Annotated in this window: 21 protein-coding genes; 4 read left to right on the forward strand and 17 right to left on the reverse strand. The window is 62.8% G+C overall.

Going from position 1 to position 16,994, the window contains the following annotated elements:
• Nucleotides 1–3: 3 nt before the first annotated feature.
• Both clpS and ACWGTI_RS10315 read right to left on the reverse strand, forming a co-directional pair.
• A complete protein-coding gene (clpS, locus tag ACWGTI_RS10310) occupies nt 4–330 on the reverse strand; it encodes an ATP-dependent Clp protease adapter ClpS (protein ID WP_023671012.1) in 327 nt (108 codons plus the stop codon).
• A gap of 275 nt (nt 331–605) precedes the next feature.
• Nucleotides 606–935, reverse strand: coding sequence for a phasin family protein (locus ACWGTI_RS10315; RefSeq protein ID WP_454574998.1), 330 nt, complete (start codon nt 933–935; stop codon nt 606–608).
• Between the two features lie 341 nt (nt 936–1,276).
• On the opposite strand from ACWGTI_RS10315, the gene ACWGTI_RS10320 reads away from it, so the two are divergent.
• Nucleotides 1,277–2,656, forward strand: coding sequence for a D-alanyl-D-alanine carboxypeptidase (locus tag ACWGTI_RS10320; protein WP_454587016.1), 1,380 nt, complete (start codon nt 1,277–1,279; stop codon nt 2,654–2,656).
• 46 nt (nt 2,657–2,702) lie between these two features.
• Here ACWGTI_RS10320 and ACWGTI_RS10325 read toward each other — a convergent pair whose 3' ends face one another.
• The 4 genes from ACWGTI_RS10325 to ACWGTI_RS10340 all read right to left on the reverse strand — a co-directional run bounded on the left by ACWGTI_RS10325 (nt 2,703) and on the right by ACWGTI_RS10340 (nt 6,154).
• Nucleotides 2,703–3,401, reverse strand: a complete 699-nt coding sequence (locus tag ACWGTI_RS10325) for a DnaJ domain-containing protein (protein WP_454587017.1) — start codon at nt 3,399–3,401, stop codon at nt 2,703–2,705.
• Nucleotides 3,401–4,132, reverse strand: coding sequence for a VWA domain-containing protein (locus ACWGTI_RS10330; RefSeq protein ID WP_454587018.1), 732 nt, complete (start codon nt 4,130–4,132; stop codon nt 3,401–3,403). Before ACWGTI_RS10330 ends, ACWGTI_RS10325 begins: the two co-directional genes overlap by 1 nt.
• A 102-nt stretch (nt 4,133–4,234) precedes the next feature.
• Nucleotides 4,235–4,672 (reverse strand): DUF1489 family protein, encoded by a 438-nt coding sequence (locus tag ACWGTI_RS10335; protein WP_454587019.1) that lies wholly within the window; start codon nt 4,670–4,672, stop codon nt 4,235–4,237.
• A gap of 78 nt (nt 4,673–4,750) precedes the next feature.
• Nucleotides 4,751–6,154 carry an L-serine ammonia-lyase gene (locus ACWGTI_RS10340; protein WP_454587020.1) on the reverse strand — a complete coding sequence of 468 codons (1,404 nt, stop codon included), beginning with the start codon at nt 6,152–6,154 and terminating at the stop codon, nt 4,751–4,753.
• 210 nt (nt 6,155–6,364) lie between these two features.
• On the opposite strand from ACWGTI_RS10340, the gene ACWGTI_RS10345 reads away from it, so the two are divergent.
• Both ACWGTI_RS10345 and ACWGTI_RS10350 read left to right on the forward strand, forming a co-directional pair.
• The gene (locus ACWGTI_RS10345; protein ID WP_454587021.1) at nt 6,365–7,060 is read left to right on the forward strand and encodes a cysteine hydrolase family protein; all 696 of its coding nucleotides are present in this window, start codon (nt 6,365–6,367) and stop codon (nt 7,058–7,060) included.
• A 43-nt stretch (nt 7,061–7,103) separates the two neighbouring features.
• Complete coding sequence (locus tag ACWGTI_RS10350; RefSeq protein ID WP_454587022.1) at nt 7,104–7,847, forward strand: DUF599 domain-containing protein; 744 nt, start codon at nt 7,104–7,106, stop codon at nt 7,845–7,847.
• On the opposite strand, the gene ACWGTI_RS10355 is transcribed toward ACWGTI_RS10350, so the two are convergent.
• From ACWGTI_RS10355 to ACWGTI_RS10390, 8 genes are all read right to left on the reverse strand, one after another.
• The gene (locus ACWGTI_RS10355) at nt 7,796–8,593 is read right to left on the reverse strand and encodes a YdcF family protein (protein ID WP_454587023.1); all 798 of its coding nucleotides are present in this window, start codon (nt 8,591–8,593) and stop codon (nt 7,796–7,798) included. The genes ACWGTI_RS10350 and ACWGTI_RS10355 overlap by 52 nt on opposite strands.
• A gap of 7 nt (nt 8,594–8,600) precedes the next feature.
• Nucleotides 8,601–9,131: a hypothetical protein gene (locus ACWGTI_RS10360; RefSeq protein WP_454587024.1), complete on the reverse strand. Its 531-nt coding sequence runs from the start codon at nt 9,129–9,131 to the stop codon at nt 8,601–8,603.
• Nucleotide 9,132: 1 nt separating this feature from the next.
• On the reverse strand, nt 9,133–10,698 hold the full coding sequence (locus ACWGTI_RS10365) for an amidase (protein WP_454587025.1): 1,566 nt from the start codon (nt 10,696–10,698) through the stop codon (nt 9,133–9,135).
• Nucleotides 10,698–11,153 (reverse strand): GNAT family N-acetyltransferase, encoded by a 456-nt coding sequence (locus ACWGTI_RS10370; RefSeq protein WP_454587026.1) that lies wholly within the window; start codon nt 11,151–11,153, stop codon nt 10,698–10,700. The genes ACWGTI_RS10365 and ACWGTI_RS10370 overlap by 1 nt, the downstream gene beginning before the upstream one ends.
• 7 nt (nt 11,154–11,160) lie before the next feature.
• On the reverse strand, nt 11,161–11,448 hold the full coding sequence (gatC, locus tag ACWGTI_RS10375) for an Asp-tRNA(Asn)/Glu-tRNA(Gln) amidotransferase subunit GatC (RefSeq protein ID WP_454587027.1): 288 nt from the start codon (nt 11,446–11,448) through the stop codon (nt 11,161–11,163).
• Between the two features lie 71 nt (nt 11,449–11,519).
• The gene (locus ACWGTI_RS10380; RefSeq protein ID WP_454587028.1) at nt 11,520–12,335 is read right to left on the reverse strand and encodes a radical SAM protein; all 816 of its coding nucleotides are present in this window, start codon (nt 12,333–12,335) and stop codon (nt 11,520–11,522) included.
• Nucleotides 12,336–12,500: 165 nt separating this feature from the next.
• Complete coding sequence (locus tag ACWGTI_RS10385) at nt 12,501–12,887, reverse strand: hypothetical protein (protein WP_454587318.1); 387 nt, start codon at nt 12,885–12,887, stop codon at nt 12,501–12,503.
• Nucleotides 12,888–12,962: 75 nt separating this feature from the next.
• The gene (locus tag ACWGTI_RS10390; protein ID WP_454587029.1) at nt 12,963–13,670 is read right to left on the reverse strand and encodes a metal-dependent hydrolase; all 708 of its coding nucleotides are present in this window, start codon (nt 13,668–13,670) and stop codon (nt 12,963–12,965) included.
• Between the two features lie 133 nt (nt 13,671–13,803).
• Here ACWGTI_RS10390 and ruvX point away from each other — a divergent pair, with 133 nt between their 5' ends.
• A complete protein-coding gene (gene ruvX, locus ACWGTI_RS10395) occupies nt 13,804–14,310 on the forward strand; it encodes a Holliday junction resolvase RuvX (RefSeq protein WP_454587030.1) in 507 nt (168 codons plus the stop codon).
• On the opposite strand, the gene ACWGTI_RS10400 is transcribed toward ruvX, so the two are convergent.
• From ACWGTI_RS10400 to ACWGTI_RS10410, 3 genes are all read right to left on the reverse strand, one after another.
• Nucleotides 14,228–14,569: a DUF6105 family protein gene (locus ACWGTI_RS10400; protein ID WP_454587031.1), complete on the reverse strand. Its 342-nt coding sequence runs from the start codon at nt 14,567–14,569 to the stop codon at nt 14,228–14,230. The two genes, ruvX and ACWGTI_RS10400, sit on opposite strands and share 83 nt — an antisense overlap.
• On the reverse strand, nt 14,569–15,177 hold the full coding sequence (locus ACWGTI_RS10405; RefSeq protein WP_454587032.1) for a hypothetical protein: 609 nt from the start codon (nt 15,175–15,177) through the stop codon (nt 14,569–14,571). Before ACWGTI_RS10405 ends, ACWGTI_RS10400 begins: the two co-directional genes overlap by 1 nt.
• Before the next feature lie 127 nt (nt 15,178–15,304).
• On the reverse strand, nt 15,305–16,969 hold the full coding sequence (locus tag ACWGTI_RS10410; protein ID WP_454587033.1) for a DNA alkylation response protein: 1,665 nt from the start codon (nt 16,967–16,969) through the stop codon (nt 15,305–15,307).
• Nucleotides 16,970–16,994: the final 25 nt, after the last annotated feature.

Here is a 16,994-nt window from a genome sequence, read left to right on the forward strand (position 1 = left end):
ACCTCACTTCTTCTCCATCACGCATTGCAGCGGATGCTGATTCTGTCGGGCGAAATCCATGACCTGGGACACTTTGGTCTCGGCCACCTCGAATGTATAGACCCCGCACTCGCCCACTCCATGATTATGAACATGAAGCATGATGCGTGTGGCGGCTTCGCGGTCCTTTTGAAAAAAACGCTCCAGGACGTGAACCACGAACTCCATGGGCGTGTAGTCGTCGTTGAGGATAAGGACCCGATAAAGGCTGGGCTTCTTGGTCTTGGTTTTCGTGCGCGTGATGACAGCCGTGCCGCGACCGGCCTCGTTGCCGTCGCCGTCACTTTGCATCCGCACCACGCTTGTCGTGGCAGTCAAACCGATCGTCACGTAATCCTGCCTCTTCGAATCCCCATGCGAGTTCGACATGTAGGTGTTCGATGGACGATTTTAAGCCCTTCTTGTTAGCTGACAATATGGCTAGGTGGGCAAACCGAGGCGATTTTCAAAATCGTGAACCGCCAAGGCCACAGAATTGAAACCGGCATGAAAAAACCCGGCCGCGCATCCGCGACCGGGTCTGTTTTGCAAGCCCGAAAGGCCGTGCCTGGTATTTTGGCGCGAAATTACTTCGCCTTGGCGACAATCGATTCGAAGGGCTTGTAGGCCTCCTTGGCGAGTTCGGCGTAGAGATCGCCGAACTTGGTCGCCTCGGCGACGAAGCTCTCATAGCTCTGCTTGGCGAAGTCGGACTGGATCTCGATCGCCTTTTCCAGCGACTTGGCGGTGAACAGCTTTTCGACCGCGGCGCTGCCGGCTTCGAAGCTCTTCTTGGTGTATTCGCCGGCTTCGGTGGCGATCGCCTGCGCGCTCTTGGAGAGCGAAGCGAAGCTCTTCAATCCGGTGTCGGCAAACTCTTTGCCGTATTTCGAGAAGTCCTCATAGGTCTGGGTCATTTCACGTCTCCCTTGGCGGTTTCAAGGCGCCCTTGCCTGAGCGCAGTTGTGCAATGCAGGAGAGTATATTGTGCGTTGCACAAAAGTCAAGATTTCCGCGGCATCGGGCCGCGCTGCGCCGGCAACCGCTAAAATTCGAATAAAGAAAGCCTCAAGCCCGAGGAAAATGGTGAACGCGCCGGTTACCATAAACGGATTGGTAACGCAGGCTGCGATAGTTTGACGACAAATGAGGCCGGATCCCTTTGCCGCCTCCGGGGCAATGAGTTTCAAAGGAACTATCAGTGCGTCAGGCGTTGTCGGTCTTCGGTTCAAAATCCGCATCTTCCCTCAAAACGATCATGATCCTCGCTTTGGCGATGTCATTCGTCGTTGCGGATGCCGCATCGTCGATGGCCGCCAGGTCGTCGGCGATCGTCGTCGATGCCAAGACCGGCAAGGTGCTTTATTCGTCCGATGCCAATGGCCGGCGCTACCCGGCGTCGCTGACCAAGATGATGACGCTCTATCTGACCTTCGAGGCCATGGCGAAGGGCAGGATCAGCAAGAACACGCCGGTGCCGTTTTCTGCCAAGGCTGCGGCCGAGCCGCCGACCAAGCTTGGCGTCAAGGCCGGCGGAGCGGTTTCCGTCGAGACCGCCATCCTGTCGATGGTGACCAAGTCGGCCAATGATTCGGCAACCGCGCTCGGCGAACTGCTCGGCGGCAGCGAGAGCAATTTCGCCCGCATGATGACGGCCAAGGCGCGGCAGCTCGGCATGGACGGCACCGTGTTTCGCAATGCCAACGGCCTGCCCGATCCCGGCCAGTTCACCACCGCCCACGACATGGCGATGCTCGGCATCGCGCTCAGGGAACATTACCCGCAATATTACGGCTACTTCTCGCAGCGCTCCTTTCTCTACGGGCGCCAGCGCATCAACGGCCACAACCGGCTGCTCGGCCGCATCAAGGGCGTCGACGGCATCAAGACCGGCTACACCCGCGCCTCCGGCTTCAATCTCGTTTCGTCGGTTTCCGACGGCAACCGCCGCCTCGTCGCCGTCGTCATGGGCGGCACGTCGGGGCGCAGCCGCGACAACCAGATGGCCGGACTGATCAACGCCTACATGCCGCGCGCATCGACACGCGGCGGCGGCGCCCTGGTCGCCAAGGCCGGCGGCGACAATCCGGTCAAGGCGCTGGCCAAGGTTTTCCTTCCCAAGCATGACGCGCCGACGCCGGACGACAAGCCGGTGGTTGCAGACGATGCGGTGGCGTCCAACGACGATCCGACATCTGTCGACGAGCAGTCTGCCGACGAACAGACGGTGGCCGCGGTCGAAGAGCCCGCCCCCGTCGTCAAGACCAGGAAGGTCAAGACCGTCATCGTGACGGCGCCCAAGGTCGAAACGGCACAAGTGGTTGCGGCTTACGCCGAACCGGCGCCAGCAGCACCTCCGGCGGTCGACCCGGTAAACACTGCCTCGGTGCCGTCCGGCTGGGCGGTGCAGGTGGCGTCCTCGCCCAAGCAGTCCGAAGCGCAGGCTTTCCTCGACAAGACCGCCAAGCAAGCGCCGAAGATCCTTGCTTCCGCCTCCGGCTTCACGGTCGCTTTCGACAAGGATGGCGAGACCTATTACCGCGCCCGCTTCGGCGGTTTCGGTTCGAAGGATGCGGCCTGGAATGCCTGCAATGCTCTGAAGAAGAAAAAAATTACCTGCTACGCCGTCCAGCAATAGGGCGACGTCGAAACCATCTCCCGGAAATTTACTGCGTCGAAGGAGACTAATTGTGATTGGAGAGCAAGACGTCCTTGGCTTCGTTGATCCGCGCCGCCAGGAAAGACGTGCCGCCGATGTCGGGGTGCAGGCGCTGCATCAGGCGGCGGTGCGCCTTGCGGACATCCGCCGCGGCGGCCCCCGCTTCAAGACCAAGGACCTTGTAGGCCTCCTCCTTAGTCATGGCGCCCGCACCTGGCGCAACACCCAGCCCTTCGCCACCGTTCGCCTCAGCGTTTTTGCGCCAGACGGGAAAACGGCCGTCAAGATACGTCTCTAGCAATTGACGGCTCTCCGGGTCGCCGGGGAGCTCGCGATAAAGCTGCTGCAGTTCGGCCAGGCCCATCGCACCCAGCATCTTGCCTTCATGGCGGCCTGCCAGAACCAGGCCCTCAAGCCCGCCCGTATCGTGATCAAGCTCCATTTCCAGTGCGGCGGTTCGCACCGTCGAACGCTTGCCGGGCGCCAATCCGGCTGTGGGCCGCTTCATCCGCATCGACCAATACCAGGCAAGGGCCGCGGCCAGGATCAGGCCGGCAATGCCTTCGCGGCCGACCACCAGCGCGGCGAGGCCGACCAGCGCCAGAAGCACCGGGCCAAGCGTGCGCATGCTGCTCGCCAGTTTTGCCGCATCGGCGCGCACGAAGATTGTCGCCGCGCCAAGCAGCACCAGAAACAGTGCAACAAGTGCAATGATTGCGCCCATCAATTCCCGCCGCCCCGCAGATGCTCGATCAACAGCCGGTCTCCCGGCCTGTCCCTTGCCTCGAGCGCCTTCAATCCACCGGTCGCATAGACGGCGACGGCCGAAAGCAGTCCGGCCAGGGTCGCGGCGGCCCGTCGGTCAAATCGAAACCACGCCCCTTTGGACAGCCGCGCGATCTCCTTGAACGCCTTTTCTGCGCCGGAATCATGACCTTCCTGGAAGACGAAGACGGGAACACCGTGCAGACCGAGGCTGCCCGCCTTCTGCGCCAGGTCGTCGATATCCTCTTCCATGGCGTCGCCGATATAGACCAGAGCATTGACCTTGGCTGTCGCCGTTTCCTTCAACGCATGCGCCAGCACCTTGCCGATCTGGGTGTGGCCGGCGCGGCAATCGATTCGGGTCATCAATTGCTTCAGGGCGTTGGTATTGGCGACAAACGCCGATGACCGGCACTCGCCCAGTCCACGAAAATAGACGAGTTGGACACTGAGGGTTCCGGCCTTGCCGACGGCATCGAACATTTCGCCTTGCAGCTTGGTGGCGAGATCCCAGGTCGGCTGGCGACTCATCGTGGCGTCGAGCGCAAGGATCAGCCGCCCGGAGCTTGTCGCGGACACGGCAAGTGTCCGCGCCTGACGGATAAAGGCGTCGATCTCGCCGGCATTGGATTGAGGCTTGACCGGCGCAGGATCGACCCTCGCGGGCACTGGCTGCTTCTTGTCGCTCATGAGAAGCAAGATGTGGCGTTGCCGGGCCGCTTGCAAGTCCAGCCTCGGACAACATGAAGGGCCAGCGATCACCACGGCGGAGAGAAGCGGGGTGCCTTGGCGCTAGAGCAGACCGAGATCTGCGAGCTCGCGCTTCAATTTCGGCGGCATCTCGACCATCCCGGCCTTGCCCTTGCCGATATCGACCGGCGCATCCGACGGTTTCAGGTAGCGCCAGCCCTGGAAGGCGCGGCGCGGCTGCCAGTCGGTGCGCACGACCTCTGGATCGAGCATCAAATGGCAGCGGCCGATACCTTCATCGTCGGTGAAGGGGCGGATTTCGGTGATCAGCTGGCGGCATTGCACGCTGCCCTTGATCACCCAATACAGCGACCCCCCATCGGTGACCTCGGCGCCGCGCGTCGGCACCATGCGGGTGGTGTGCCAATGCTCGGCCGGCTCACGGGCACGCCGCCGCTCGTCGAGACGGAAGGCGATCCACTCTTCGAGATCCTCGACGCTGTCGCAACCGACGCACAGTTTTAGGAGATTGAGTGCCATGGCTTAAGGTTTAGTCCGACGCGCGATTGCGTCAACGGCCCTGCCCGACTTCTCCACAGAGCCAGCGCCGTTGAGCGTTCAGCATTCAACAACATTGACGGCGAGGCCGCCAAGGCTGGTTTCCTTGTACTTCTCGTTCATGTCGAGGCCGGTCTGGCGCATGGTTTCGATGGCCGCGTCGAGCGGCACGAAATGGACGCCATCGCCTTTGATGGCCAGCGAAGCGGCGGTCACCGCCTTGACGGCGCCGAGCGCATTGCGCTCGATGCAGGGTACTTGCACCAAGCCGCCGACCGGGTCGCAGGTCATGCCGAGATGATGTTCGAGCGCGATCTCGGCGGCGTTCTCGACCTGCTCGGGCGTGCCGCCCATGACGGCGCACAGGCCGGCCGCGGCCATTGCCGAGGCAGAACCGACCTCGCCCTGGCAGCCAACTTCAGCGCCAGAGATCGAGGCGTTGGTCTTGATGATGCCGCCGACAGCCGCCGCCGTCAGCAGGAAGTCGCGGATGCTCGGCTGGTCGGCCTCGGGATGGAAATGCAGCCAATAGCGCAGCACGGCCGGCAGCGTACCCGCCGCGCCATTGGTCGGCGCGGTGACGACGCGGCCGCCGGCGGCGTTTTCCTCGTTCACCGCCATGGCGTAGATCGACAGCCAGTCATTGGCGAGCAAAGGGTTGGGCTTGTTCTGCTGCCATTGTTCCTGCAACTTGTCGTGCAGCATGCGGGCGCGGCGGCGCACCTTTAAGCCGCCCGGCATGATGCCGTCCTGCGACAGGCCGCGGTCGATGCAGCCCTTCATGGCGCCCCAGATGGCATCGAGGCCGGAATCGAGTTCCTCGCGCGACATCTGCGTCTCTTCGTTGATGCGCTTCATGTCGGCAATCGACAGGCCGCTTTTGCCGGCCATCTTCAGCATCTCGACGGCGTTCTTGAAGGGATAAGGCACTTTCTTGCCTTCGGTCGTCACCGAGCCCTTCACCTTCATCCGCTGCAGCTCTTCCTCGGAGACGACGAAGCCGCCGCCGATCGAATAATAAATGCGCTTGAGCAGCAACCGGTCGCCGGCATCATAGGCGTAGAACGCCATGCCGTTGGCGTGGCCGGTGAGCGGCGTTTTCCTGTCGAGCACCAGATCCGTCGCCGGATCGAAGCGATAGGAAGGATGGCCGGGCGGCGAAATCCGCTTGTCGGCGGCGATGCGCGTGGCGATGGTATCGGCCTGATCGGGGTCGACCGTCTGCGGTGTCAGGCCGGCGAGGCCGAGGACAACGGCGCGATCGGAGCCGTGGCCGATGCCGGTATAGGCGAGCGATCCGTGCAGGCTGGCGCCAATCCGATTGACCTTGACGCCGGCCGGGCGTGGCCAGTCGTCGCCGGCGATCTCGTCGAGAAACCGCCGCGCCGCCGTCATCGGTCCCATCGTATGCGAACTCGACGGTCCGATGCCGATCTTGAACAGGTCGAAAACCGAAAGGAACACGCTGCGCCATCTCCGGAAGTGAGATCAAGACCTACATATAGGACTTTCCATGATGTTTGTGCTGTTTTGACAAATGCGGCGCTGCATCCGCCGACCTTGTTTGCTCCGGCAGCGACATTGATTGCTCGACCATGACGGCGCGGCTATTCTAAACATTGCGCCCGGGAGCGCCCGCAGCGTTGTTTCTCGCGTCTGCCGAGGGAGAGAGCCGTGCTTACGTTGGATGCCAGGCCGCAGCCGGTGCGCATCGCGCCTGCCGAGACCGCCGTCGTTGTGGTGGACATGCAGAACGCCTTTGCCTCAAAAGGCGGCATGTTCGACCTCGCCGGCTTCGACATTTCCGGCGCCGCGCCGGCAATAGAGGCAAACAGGCACCTGCTCAAGGCGGCACGCGGGGGCGGCGTCAGCGTCATTTACCTGCAGATGTCGTACAAGCCCGATCTCAGCGATGCGGGAGACGCCTCGTCCCCGAACCATCACAAGGAACTGGGGATGGTCATGATGCGCGAGCGTCCCGAGCTTGCCGGCAGACTGTTGATCGACAACAGCTGGGACTGGCAGATCGTCGACGCGCTGAGGCCCGAGCCCGGTGACCAGATCATCCGCAAATCGCGTTACAGCGGCTTTTGCAACACTGGCCTCGAGGCGCATCTGCGCGCCCGCAAGATCCGAAATCTGCTGTTCACCGGGGTCGCCACCAACGTCTGCGTCGATGCCACCGCGCGCGACGCCTACATGCGGGAATTCTGGCCGATCCTGGTCGAGGACGCGATGAACCATTCTGGTCCCGATTTCAATCGCCAGTCGACTCTGTGGAATTTCGAACACGCTTTCGGATGGATCACCCAGACTGACAGCGTCGTCGAGGCGTTGCACATGGAAGCCACCGCGTCTTTGCCGGCCTGAGCCAGCCGTCGAGACGGGCGCCCAGCCTGTGGTAAAAGGGGGCATGGGCGATTCCTTCCATCTGTCGACGGCCGATCTCGCGGCGCTGGCTTTCTTCCTCCTTGCATGGGTGCTGCATACGCTGGCGTCCGACGGCAAGCTGGTCAGTCGCGTGTCGTTGACGATGGCCATGAATGTGCAGCGCGAGGCCTGGATGCGCACCATGGCCGAGCGCGAGATCCGCATCGTCGACACCGCCATCATGAGTGGCCTGCAGCAAGGCACCGCCTTTTTCGCCTCAAGTTCGCTGATTGCGCTCGGCGGCTGTTTCGCGCTGCTTGGCGCCTCCGATCAGGTGCTTGCCGTGCTTAGCGACCTGCCATTGAGCGCAACCACGTCGCGTTCGGCCTTCCAGATAAAGGTCTTTGGCCTGGTGCTGATCCTGGCCTTCGCCTTTTTCAAGTTCGGCTGGGCCTACCGCCTCTTCAACTACTGCACGATCCTGATCGGCGCGGTGCCGATCCCGCATGGCGAGGCCTCGCACAACCCGGTCAGCGAAACGGCGGTGTGGCGCGCGGCACGCATGAACATGTTGGCCGGCAAGCATTTCAATTCAGGCCTGCGCGCCGTGTTCTTTTCGATCGGCTATCTCGGCTGGTTCGTCGACCCGATCGTGTTCGTACTGTCGACGCTGCTGCTTCTGGCGGTGCTGGTGCGGCGTCAATTCTTCTCGGCGGCGCGGCAAGCGGTGATCGGTCAGCCGCCCGGCCCAGGGAAAAGCTGGTCGATCCGGCCCGACAGCCAATAGGCGGCAAGCCCGATCCATTCGCGGATCGCCATGGTGGTGGTTTGCAGCGAATCCGGCGCGTTGTCGCGGAATAGACCAAAGCCTTCCTTGCCCGACGTGCGATAGTCGACAGGCCACGGGATCGTCTGAAAGCCAGCCTTGTCGAACAGCGCCTTGGAGCGCGGCATGTGGAAGGCGGAGGTCACCAGCAGCCAAGTCTCGCCCGGCTTCGGCGTCACAAGTTCCTTGGTGAAGACGGCATTCTCATAGGTGTTGCGGGATTTGTTCTCGAGCATCAGACGATCGGCGCTCACGCCGAGCGCGTCAAGCAGGCGTGGTGCGGTGGCCGCGTCGCCCTCGCCGTCAATGAACAGTTCGCCGGTACCGCCCGAGACAACCACCTTCGCGTCCGGAAAGCGCCGGGCAAGGATCGCGGTCTCGACCATGCGGTCGCCGCCGGAATTCAGTTCATAGCCGCCGCGCACCAGATTGATGGCGCCTTCGAATCCGCCGCCGAGCACGACGATGCCGTCGACCTTCTGCGGCAGCGTTGGCCTTGGGAAGCGCTCCTCCAGCGGATTGAGCATCATGGCGCCAAGCGACGTCCAGGCCGAAAGCGCGAGAATCAGGAAGGCGAACACACCGCCAGTGGCCGCCAACCGCCGGCGGCCGACCAGCGCCGCGAGCAAGCCGGCCAACAGCAGGAAGATCGCCAGGTTGAGTGGCTGGACGAAGAACCAGAAAATCTTGGAGAGATAGAAGAACATTGCGTGCCTATCGCCAGCTTGAATTTTGACGGCCGATGAAGTGCTCGACCGCATTCGCTACTGCCTCGGCCTCGGGACGGCTCAACTCCCTGCCGAAAAGGAGGACGCCGTTCGCGTTGGTCAGGCTGATGACTTCCGACAGTCCCGCTTCATGGGTTGGATAGGTGTGCTCGAGGATTTCGACCCTAAGATGCCCTTTCAAAGGCAGTGACGAACGATTTCGCAAAGAACCCCTGACGTCGCGCACGGCTGCGGCATTGGTCAGCCTGAGCGTTTCCTTGCCGAACACCAGCCAGATGAAATCCTTGCCGAGAAAATAGGTGAAGAGGGCAATGATAGCCACGAACGACAGCAGGCCAAGAGTGCCGCTGGTGACGGTTGCGGGCGACGTGTCGGCCAATCCCATATAGCCGGTGTAAGCAACGATCGCTGCCCCGATCAGGACAAAGGCCGTCCTGAAATCCGAGGTACGCGGTGGGTTTGTGATCAGCAGTTCGTCTCTCGTCTCGACGATGGCAATGCGAGACGAAGGCGGCATGCTACCACCATTTCTCCGGCTGGAAGGTTCCCGCCGCCTGCTCGATGACGGCAGCGGTCTGGAACAGGGTTTCCTCGTCGAACGGACGGCCGATCAGTTGCAGGCCGAGCGGCAGGCCCTTGGCATCGAGGCCGGCTGGCACCGCGATGCCCGGCAGACCGGCCATGTTCACGGTCACCGTGAAAATGTCGTTGAGATACATCTTCACCGGATCAGCGGCCATGTCCTCGTCGGCGATGCCGAAAGCGGCGGACGGCGTCGCAGGGGTCAGGATGACGTCGACGCCGGCGGCAAAGACGGTCTCGAAGTCGCGCTTGATCAGATTGCGCACCTTCTGCGCCTGCAGATAATAGGCGTCGTAGTAGCCGGCAGACAGCACATAGGTGCCTATCATGATGCGGCGCTTGACCTCGCGGCCGAAACCGGCGGCGCGGGTCTTTTCATACATGTCGACGATGTCCTTGCCGGGCACGCGCAGGCCGTAGCGGACGCCATCATAGCGCGCGAGGTTGGACGACGCTTCGGCCGGCGCGACGATATAGTAAGCCGGCAAAGCATACTTGGTATGCGGCAGCGAAATGTCGACGATCTCGGCGCCAGCATCCTTCAGCCAGGCAATGCCCTTCTGCCACAACGCCTCGATCTCTTCCGGCATGCCGTCGACGCGGTATTCCCTTGGAATGCCGACCTTCATGCCCTTGATCGGCTTGCCGATCGCCGCCTCGTAGTCCGGCACCGGGCGATCGACCGAGGTGGTGTCCTTGGCGTCGACCGATGCCATGGACTTCAACAGGATCGCGGCGTCGCGCACGTCGCGGGCGATCGGGCCGGCCTGGTCGAGCGACGAGGCGAAAGCGACGATGCCCCAGCGCGAACAGCGGCCATAGGTCGGCTTGATGCCGACGGTGCCGGTGAAGGCGGCGGGCTGGCGGATCGAGCCACCGGTGTCGGTGGCGGTGGCGCCGGCGCACAGGAAAGCCGAAACGGCTGAAGCCGAGCCGCCTGACGAGCCGCCGGGCACCAGCTGGGCGTTGTCCAGCGTGCGCGCGGTCCTGGTGCCGCCGGCCGAAACAAAACCGCCATCGCCCTGATGCGTGGTCGGCATCACCACCGTGTCGAGGCGCAAACGCCGCCACGGATTGACGACCGGGCCGTAATAGGAAGTCTCGTTGGATGAGCCCATGGCGAACTCGTCCATGTTGAGCTTGCCCAGCATGACGGCGCCGTCGGCCCACAGATTGGCGGTAACGGTTGATTCGTAGCGCGGCTTGAAGCCGTCGAGCACATGGCTGCAGGCCTGGGTGTGGACACCTTCGGTGCCGAACAGGTCCTTGATGCCGAGCGGGATGCCTTCCAGCGCACCGCCCTCACCCTTGGCCAGCCTGGCGTCGGAAGCCCTGGCCATATCGCGCGCCTTGTCGCCGGTGACGACGATGTATGCGTTGAGCACCGGGTTGGCGCGCTCGACTGCCGAGAGATAAGCCTCGGTGATCTCGGCGGCAGAAATCTCCTTGCCGCGCAGCTTGGCACGGGCCTGCGAAATCGTCAGATGGGTCAGTTCGCTCATCAAAGGCTCTTTTCGTAAAACACCGACCACTCGGAATCGGGATAATCCAGCACCGGGCCGCAGCGCGAGAAGCCGGCACGTTCGTAGACGATCCAGGCGGCGGGATGGCGGTCGCCGGTTTCCAGCACCAGCCGCTTCAGGCCTTCGCTGCGTGCCAGCGCCTCGACCCGCTCGACGATTTTCGCGCCGATCTTGCGGCCGCGATGCGAGGGCCGCGTGTACATGCGTTTGACCTCGCCAACGCTGGCATCATGGCGCTTCAGCGCGCCACAGCCGATAGCCAGGCCTTCGTCGCGGGCGATGAACACGGTGGTGTCTTCGCCGGCCATCTGCTCAACCGTCAAATGATAGCAATGCTCCGGCGGCGTCAGTTCGAGCAGCGTCTCGTTGAGCTCCTCGACCAAAGCGCGGACATCGTCCTGCAGCGGTGTTTCGATCGCGATCTCGATTGCCATCGGTCGCCTACTCCACGACCTTCGGCACGAGGAAGAAATTCTCTTCAGTGGCCGGCGCGTTGGCGACGATATCGGCGGCCTTGTTGCCGTCTGTGACAATATCGTCGCGCTTCTTCATCTCCATCGGCGTCACCGAGGTCATCGGCTCGACCCCGGAGACATCGACCTCGTTCAGCTGCTCGACAAAGCCCAGAATGGCGTTCAACTCGCCGGTCATGCGCTCGGCATCCTCCTCGCTCACCGCAATGCGGGCGAGACGCGCGACGCGCTTCACTGTCTGCAGATCAACGGACATGTCTTTAGCCTTTGGGAAAAACCAGATGGCGCTATAGCGGCGCGGCGCGTGCCGCGCAACATCGATCGTGCTCAAGGCTGCGCTGCGGTACCGGCCCGGGCTTTCGGCAGGCGCAGCGGAAGCGGCAGTTCGAACAGGCGCTCCTTGGCCGGACACATGCCGCACGCGGCTTCGTCCTCGAGGGCGGCGAAAGCGTCAAGTTCGGCGCGCGAGCAATCCGGGTCGAGCGGCTGGTAGGCGAGATAGCGATCCCATTTGTCGGCAAGCCGGTATTTTGCCTTCTGCATCGGCAGATAGGCCAAAGGCGCGCATTTCCAGATACGCCCATCGAGCAGCTGCTTGCAGTGACGGGCCGGACAGCCCTCCCAGCTGGCGCGCGGGTCGCCGTCCTCGAACGGCAGCATGGTGTCGCCAAAACCTTCGTAACGCCGGGTCCAGTTCTTGTGCGCTGGACGCACCCTGGCGACGAAGCCGTGTTCCTGCCGCCATTGTTCCAGCAAAGCGAAGACCGGTTTCAACCGGTGGCGGTACTCTTCGGAATCATGATGCACGGAGATGACAAGGCGGGCATCCGGGTCCGCCGCAAGGACGGTGGGTAAGGACGGATGGCGATGCAGGAAGAATCCGTTGGAGACGATCTCGATCTGGGTATGCGGCCAATGCCGCCGCACCAGACCGACAAATTGCGGCAAGTGCGGATGAATTGTGGGTTCGCCGCCAAGCAGGGAAAACCGGGTGACCGAGACGCGGCTGCTCCACAGCCCCATCCAGCGGTCGGCATCCTCGAGCGACACCGTACCGGAATGGGCATGATTGGAATAGTGCGAACAGCTTTCGCAGGCCAGATTGCAGCCATGTGCGACATGCAGTTCGAGCTTCCGGAACACCGGCTGCTCTCCCCGCAAAAGCGATCCCATCCGTTTCAGCATCCCCATGGGGTCACGCTAGCACGCGGATATGTGCGGTGCATCTGCCGCCGGCGGCAAATTTCGGCCTCCTTGTTTTACGCAATTCCCGAGGGAAAACCGCTCCACACTTTTCCTGGAATTGCTCTAAGGCAAGGTCACGCCTTCGCAGAGGTAATAGCTGCCGCCATTGCCGGCCTGCTCGCCTTCGTCGGCGGTCGGGCGCACCGAGACGATATCGATCTGGGTCGCGTTCATCTGCGTGACCGAAAGCACGTCGGGGAAAAGAAAGCCCGGCTCCTGGCAGATGGCGGTGACCGCCCAGCTCGGCGAGCGCGTCGCCTTGGTGACCTGGACGAACTCGCAATTGTACTCGACGCTTTGCAGGCCGTCCGCCGACAAGATGACATTGCCGGCGTCGATCAGGGTCTGCAGCGTGTCCCTTTTGGCTTGCGCACAAAGCTCCTGGGTTTGGAGATAGACGCCCTTGATGAAGTCCTTGGCGGCCGATGCGGGTGACGCCGCAACCAGCATCGACACGCAAAGAGTCCTTCTCAAACCCATGGTTTCATTCCCTTTTTGCGACAAGGGATCGTCCGAACGATCGCGCTACAGTGTGATCGTTTGGCCGATGGCTGGCAAGGCCACGTCCACACCCGATCCTTCAAGGCCCGCAACGAACTTTTCCGCCGTCGGGTCGATGATCGGGAAGGTGCCGAAGTGACTGGGCACGACCGTGTCGAAGTGGAAGAAGCGCCGACAGGCAAGGGCCGCCACCGCACCGCCCATGGTGAAGCGGTCGCCGACCGGCACGATGCCGATCTTCGGTTCATGCAGTTCATTGATCAGCGCCATGTCGGAGAAGATGTCGGTGTCGCCCATATGGTAGAGCGTCTTGTCTTCCGGGAAATGCAGGACCAGGCCGCCGGGATTGCCGAGATAGACGTTCTGGCCACCATCGAGGCCGAACGATGAGGAATGCAGCGCCTGCACGAAGGTGGTGGTGAAAGCGCCGCAATCGACGGTGCCGCCGAGATTGCCGGGGTTGATCTTGTTGCCGTCGACGCCCTGGCCGACCAGGTACATGCAAATCTCGTAGTTGGCGACGAGCTGAGCGCCGCTCTTCTTCAGCACCTCCACCGCGCCGCTGACATGGTCATTGTGGCCGTGGGTCAGCAATACATGGGTCACGCCTTCCGCCGGCCCTTCCCAACCACCAGTCCATGACGGATTGCCGATGAGGTAGGGATCGATGAGGATGGTCGCGCCTGATGTCTCGATGCGAAAGGCCGAATGTCCGTACCAGGTCAATTTCATCAATCGTGTTCCTCGATTTTGGTTGCGCCGGAAGATAGAACGCCGGCTGCGAAATTAAAGTGACATAGTATGCTCGCGGTTCAAAAGAGCGTGTCACGCTCTTTGTCACGGTAAAACTGGTTTGGGGAAGCCGTTGGGCATCATATCAATCGAGGATCTGCCGGCACACCTGGAAGGCGGCAGGACGCTGGCCGGGCTCGACCTCGGCGACAAGACGATCGGCGTCGCCGTTTCCGACCGAGGGCTTTCCTTCGCCCATCCGCGCCAGGTAATCCTGCGCAAGAAATTTTCGCTGGATGCGGCAGCGCTGCTGGCCCAGTTGCAAAAGGACAATGTCGGCGCGTTTGTGCTCGGCCTCCCCATCAACATGGACGGTTCGGAAGGTCCACGTGCCCAGAAATCGCGCGCCTTCGTGCGCAATATGGCTGGGATGACCGACCTGCCCTTCGTGCTGTGGGACGAACGGCTGTCGACGGTTGCAGCAGAGCGGACGCTGATCGAGATGGATTTCTCGCGCGCCAAACGCGCCGGCAAGATCGATTCGGCCGCCGCCGCCTTTATTCTGCAGGGAGCTTTAGATCGACTCCAATCGCTTGGCTCATCCGATCGGACGGAACCCGATTTCCCCACCGGCGCCTGATCCAGGCGGCGATGTTGCGGCGACGGCGGAACGCCCACAATGCCATCAGCAGGAAGCCGTCGAAAATGCAGGCCCTGGCCACCATGCCCGGAATGATCGCCGGATCGATGCCCAGCATCTGGCCGTAGAGCTCGAACACCACATCATGCAGCCGCCGGCTGAGCATAACGTAGCCGAAATTGATGTCGTTGAGCGACAGGAAGAACCAGCCCCAGAACAGAGCGAGCGGGGCGGCCCACAATGCGAACAGGGTGCGCATCAGTGACCGTCCCTGCGGCTGGAGCCGCCTCTATGGCCACTATCTCTGGGACCGCCGTCCTTGTGACCAATGTCCGGCCGGCCGGAAATGCGCGACAGCAAGGAGCCGTGCGCGGCGCCTTCGGCCATGGCATGCGCAGTGGCGCGGCTTTCGACCTCGCGCGAAACCGCGCCGGCGACGACCGATCTCCGCTCGGCAAGCATTGCGACGTAGGAGGCCAGAAGTGCCGCCAGTTGCACGGCCACAACCATGAACAGGCCATTGATGCCTTGCGCGGCGCCGGCGATCAAGATCAGCGACAGGACGGCGGATGCCGAAATGAAGGCGGTCCGCGCCACCCTGTCGGCACCGTCGGGGCTCGCTGCGGCGTTAACCAAACTCTCGACGAAGACCCAGCAAAACAGCACCGCGACCACCAGCAGCGCAATGGCCAACGGCGCCACGACGGCAGCGTTGTCGAGATCGACCAGACGGGTGTTTTCCATGACGACGCCGAGCACTCCCAGCGCACCCGCAACACCGCGGTTTCCATCCATGCAGATGAACGCCAGCAGGGCGAAAACCACCGCCCAGTGCAAGGCCAGAAAAGAGGTCAAAATGGGCCGCATGGCATCCCTGCTTTGTAACAAAGACAGTGGGCTTTGCGGCCCGCCGCTGCAATGGAAACCATTTGTTAAGGTTAACGTCCATCCACAGGCGGCGGTAAATTCGTGGTGACAGGCTGTGCAGCCGGCCTCAGTTCACTGGTGGATAGAGGGTGTCGATGATCATGCGCGCGTCATGGCGCGAATCGAGCATACCGTAGGTGTTGCGCCACTGACCGGCGAGCCGCGTCTCGACGAAAGCATCAGCGATCCGCCCTGCCCCCAGCCGGCGCAATTCCGCCGCTGCCGCCGACAGCGCCAGCTGCTCGGTAAGCAACCGGGCCGACCCCTCATCGGTGCCTGCGACCTGCATGGCTGCCTTGAGCACGCCGATGGTGCCGCGTCCGCCGGCGCCGAGATCGCGGTCGATGCCGGCCAGCACCTCCTCGAACAGGCCGGGCGCGCGGCCGAGCACGCGCAGCACGTCGAGCGCCATGACATTGCCCGATCCTTCCCAGATCGCATTGACCGGAGCTTCGCGATAGTAGCGGGCGAGCGGCGCTTCCTCGACATAGCCGTTGCCGCCGAGGCATTCCATCGCCTCATAGAGCAGCGGCGGCGCGATCTTGCAGACCCAGTATTTGACCACTGGTGTCATGGCGCGGGCAAAGGCCGCCTCGCCGCGGTCGCTGGCCGCTTCGTCGAAGGAGCGCGCCAGCCGGAACGAAAGGGCTGTGGCGGCGGCGACATCAAGCGCCATGTCGGCCAGCACACGCTGCATCAGCGGCTGTTCGATCAGGGTCGAACCGAACACCTGGCGGTGGCGGGCGTGATGGACGGCCTCGGCGAGCCCTGCCCGCATGATCGCCGACGAAGCGACGGCGCAGTCGAGCCGGGTCAGCGTAACCATGTCCATGATGGTCTTCACGCCGGCGCCGGGCTCGCCGACCATCTCGCCGATGGCATTGACGAACTCCACCTCCGAGGACGCATTCGAGCGGTTGCCGAGCTTGTCCTTCAACCGCTGAAAGCGGAAGCCGTTACCGGAGCCGTCGCCGAGGATGCGCGGCACGAGAAAGCAGGAAAGCCCTTCCGGCGCCTGTCCGAGCACGAGAAAGGCGTCCGACATCGGGGCCGACATGAACCATTTGTGGCCGGTCAGGCGATAAAAACCGCTGCCGGCGCGCTCGGCCCTTGTGGTGTTGGCGCGCACGTCGGTGCCACCCTGCTTTTCGGTCATACCCATGCCGAGCGTCAGCCCGGTCTTCTCGACCGGCGGCTTCTGGCTCTGATCGTATTTGCGCGTCGTAACGCGCGGCGCCCATTCGCGAAACAGCTTTGGGCTGGCCATCAGCGCGGCCAGCGAAGCGCTGGTCATGGTGATGGGGCAGAGATGCCCTGTCTCGAGTTCGGCGGTCAGATAGAAGCGCGCGGCGCGCACCTGATGGCGACGGCCGATCTCATTATCGCCATTCTCCCAGATCGAGGAATGTAGCCCGCCGGCGACCGAGCGGCGCATCAGTGCATGATAGGCCGGATGAAACTCGACCTGGTCGATGCGCCGGCCCTGGCGGTCATGCGTGCGGAGCTTCGGCGTCTCGACGTTGGCTAGACGCGCCAGCTCCTGCGCTTCCTGCGTCAGGACGAACCGGCCAAGCCCGTCGAGATCCTTGCGCACCGGACCGGAAAAGCGCTCGGCGAGCTGGATCAGCAACGGATCGCCCCGCCAGGCGTTGCCGCCCGTCAGCGGCGGCGGCTGGTTGGTTACGTCGTCGGTCACGCCCAGTCCTTCTATCGGGAGAAAGGTCCTTATCATCGCAAGGCCTCGAATCCGAAGCCAT

Source organism: Mesorhizobium sp. ArgA1, from assembly GCF_053714375.1.

Excerpts from the sequence above, each read along its gene's own strand:
- ACWGTI_RS10390 (WP_454587029.1), bottom strand. The coding sequence starts at position 13,670 with ATGAAATTGACCTGGTACGGACATTCGGCCTTTCGCATCGAGACATCA.
- ACWGTI_RS10335 (WP_454587019.1), bottom strand. The coding sequence starts at position 4,672 with ATGGCACTCAATCTCCTAAAACTGTGCGTCGGTTGCGACAGCGTCGAG.
- ACWGTI_RS10320 (WP_454587016.1), top strand. The coding sequence starts at position 1,277 with ATGATCCTCGCTTTGGCGATGTCATTCGTCGTTGCGGATGCCGCATCG.
- ACWGTI_RS10410 (WP_454587033.1), bottom strand. The coding sequence starts at position 16,969 with ATGATAAGGACCTTTCTCCCGATAGAAGGACTGGGCGTGACCGACGAC.
- ACWGTI_RS10365 (WP_454587025.1), bottom strand. The coding sequence starts at position 10,698 with ATGAGCGAACTGACCCATCTGACGATTTCGCAGGCCCGTGCCAAGCTG.
- ACWGTI_RS10325 (WP_454587017.1), bottom strand. The coding sequence starts at position 3,401 with ATGGGCGCAATCATTGCACTTGTTGCACTGTTTCTGGTGCTGCTTGGC.
- gatC (WP_454587027.1), bottom strand. The coding sequence starts at position 11,448 with ATGTCCGTTGATCTGCAGACAGTGAAGCGCGTCGCGCGTCTCGCCCGC.
- ACWGTI_RS10360 (WP_454587024.1), bottom strand. The coding sequence starts at position 9,131 with ATGCCGCCTTCGTCTCGCATTGCCATCGTCGAGACGAGAGACGAACTG.
- clpS (WP_023671012.1), bottom strand. The coding sequence starts at position 330 with ATGCAAAGTGACGGCGACGGCAACGAGGCCGGTCGCGGCACGGCTGTC.
- ACWGTI_RS10370 (WP_454587026.1), bottom strand. The coding sequence starts at position 11,153 with ATGGCAATCGAGATCGCGATCGAAACACCGCTGCAGGACGATGTCCGC.
- ACWGTI_RS10400 (WP_454587031.1), bottom strand. The coding sequence starts at position 14,569 with ATGCGCACCCTGTTCGCATTGTGGGCCGCCCCGCTCGCTCTGTTCTGG.
- ACWGTI_RS10350 (WP_454587022.1), top strand. The coding sequence starts at position 7,104 with ATGGGCGATTCCTTCCATCTGTCGACGGCCGATCTCGCGGCGCTGGCT.
- ACWGTI_RS10385 (WP_454587318.1), bottom strand. The coding sequence starts at position 12,887 with ATGCTGGTTGCGGCGTCACCCGCATCGGCCGCCAAGGACTTCATCAAG.
- ACWGTI_RS10315 (WP_454574998.1), bottom strand. The coding sequence starts at position 935 with ATGACCCAGACCTATGAGGACTTCTCGAAATACGGCAAAGAGTTTGCC.
- ACWGTI_RS10405 (WP_454587032.1), bottom strand. The coding sequence starts at position 15,177 with ATGCGGCCCATTTTGACCTCTTTTCTGGCCTTGCACTGGGCGGTGGTT.
- ACWGTI_RS10330 (WP_454587018.1), bottom strand. The coding sequence starts at position 4,132 with ATGAGCGACAAGAAGCAGCCAGTGCCCGCGAGGGTCGATCCTGCGCCG.
- ACWGTI_RS10355 (WP_454587023.1), bottom strand. The coding sequence starts at position 8,593 with ATGTTCTTCTATCTCTCCAAGATTTTCTGGTTCTTCGTCCAGCCACTC.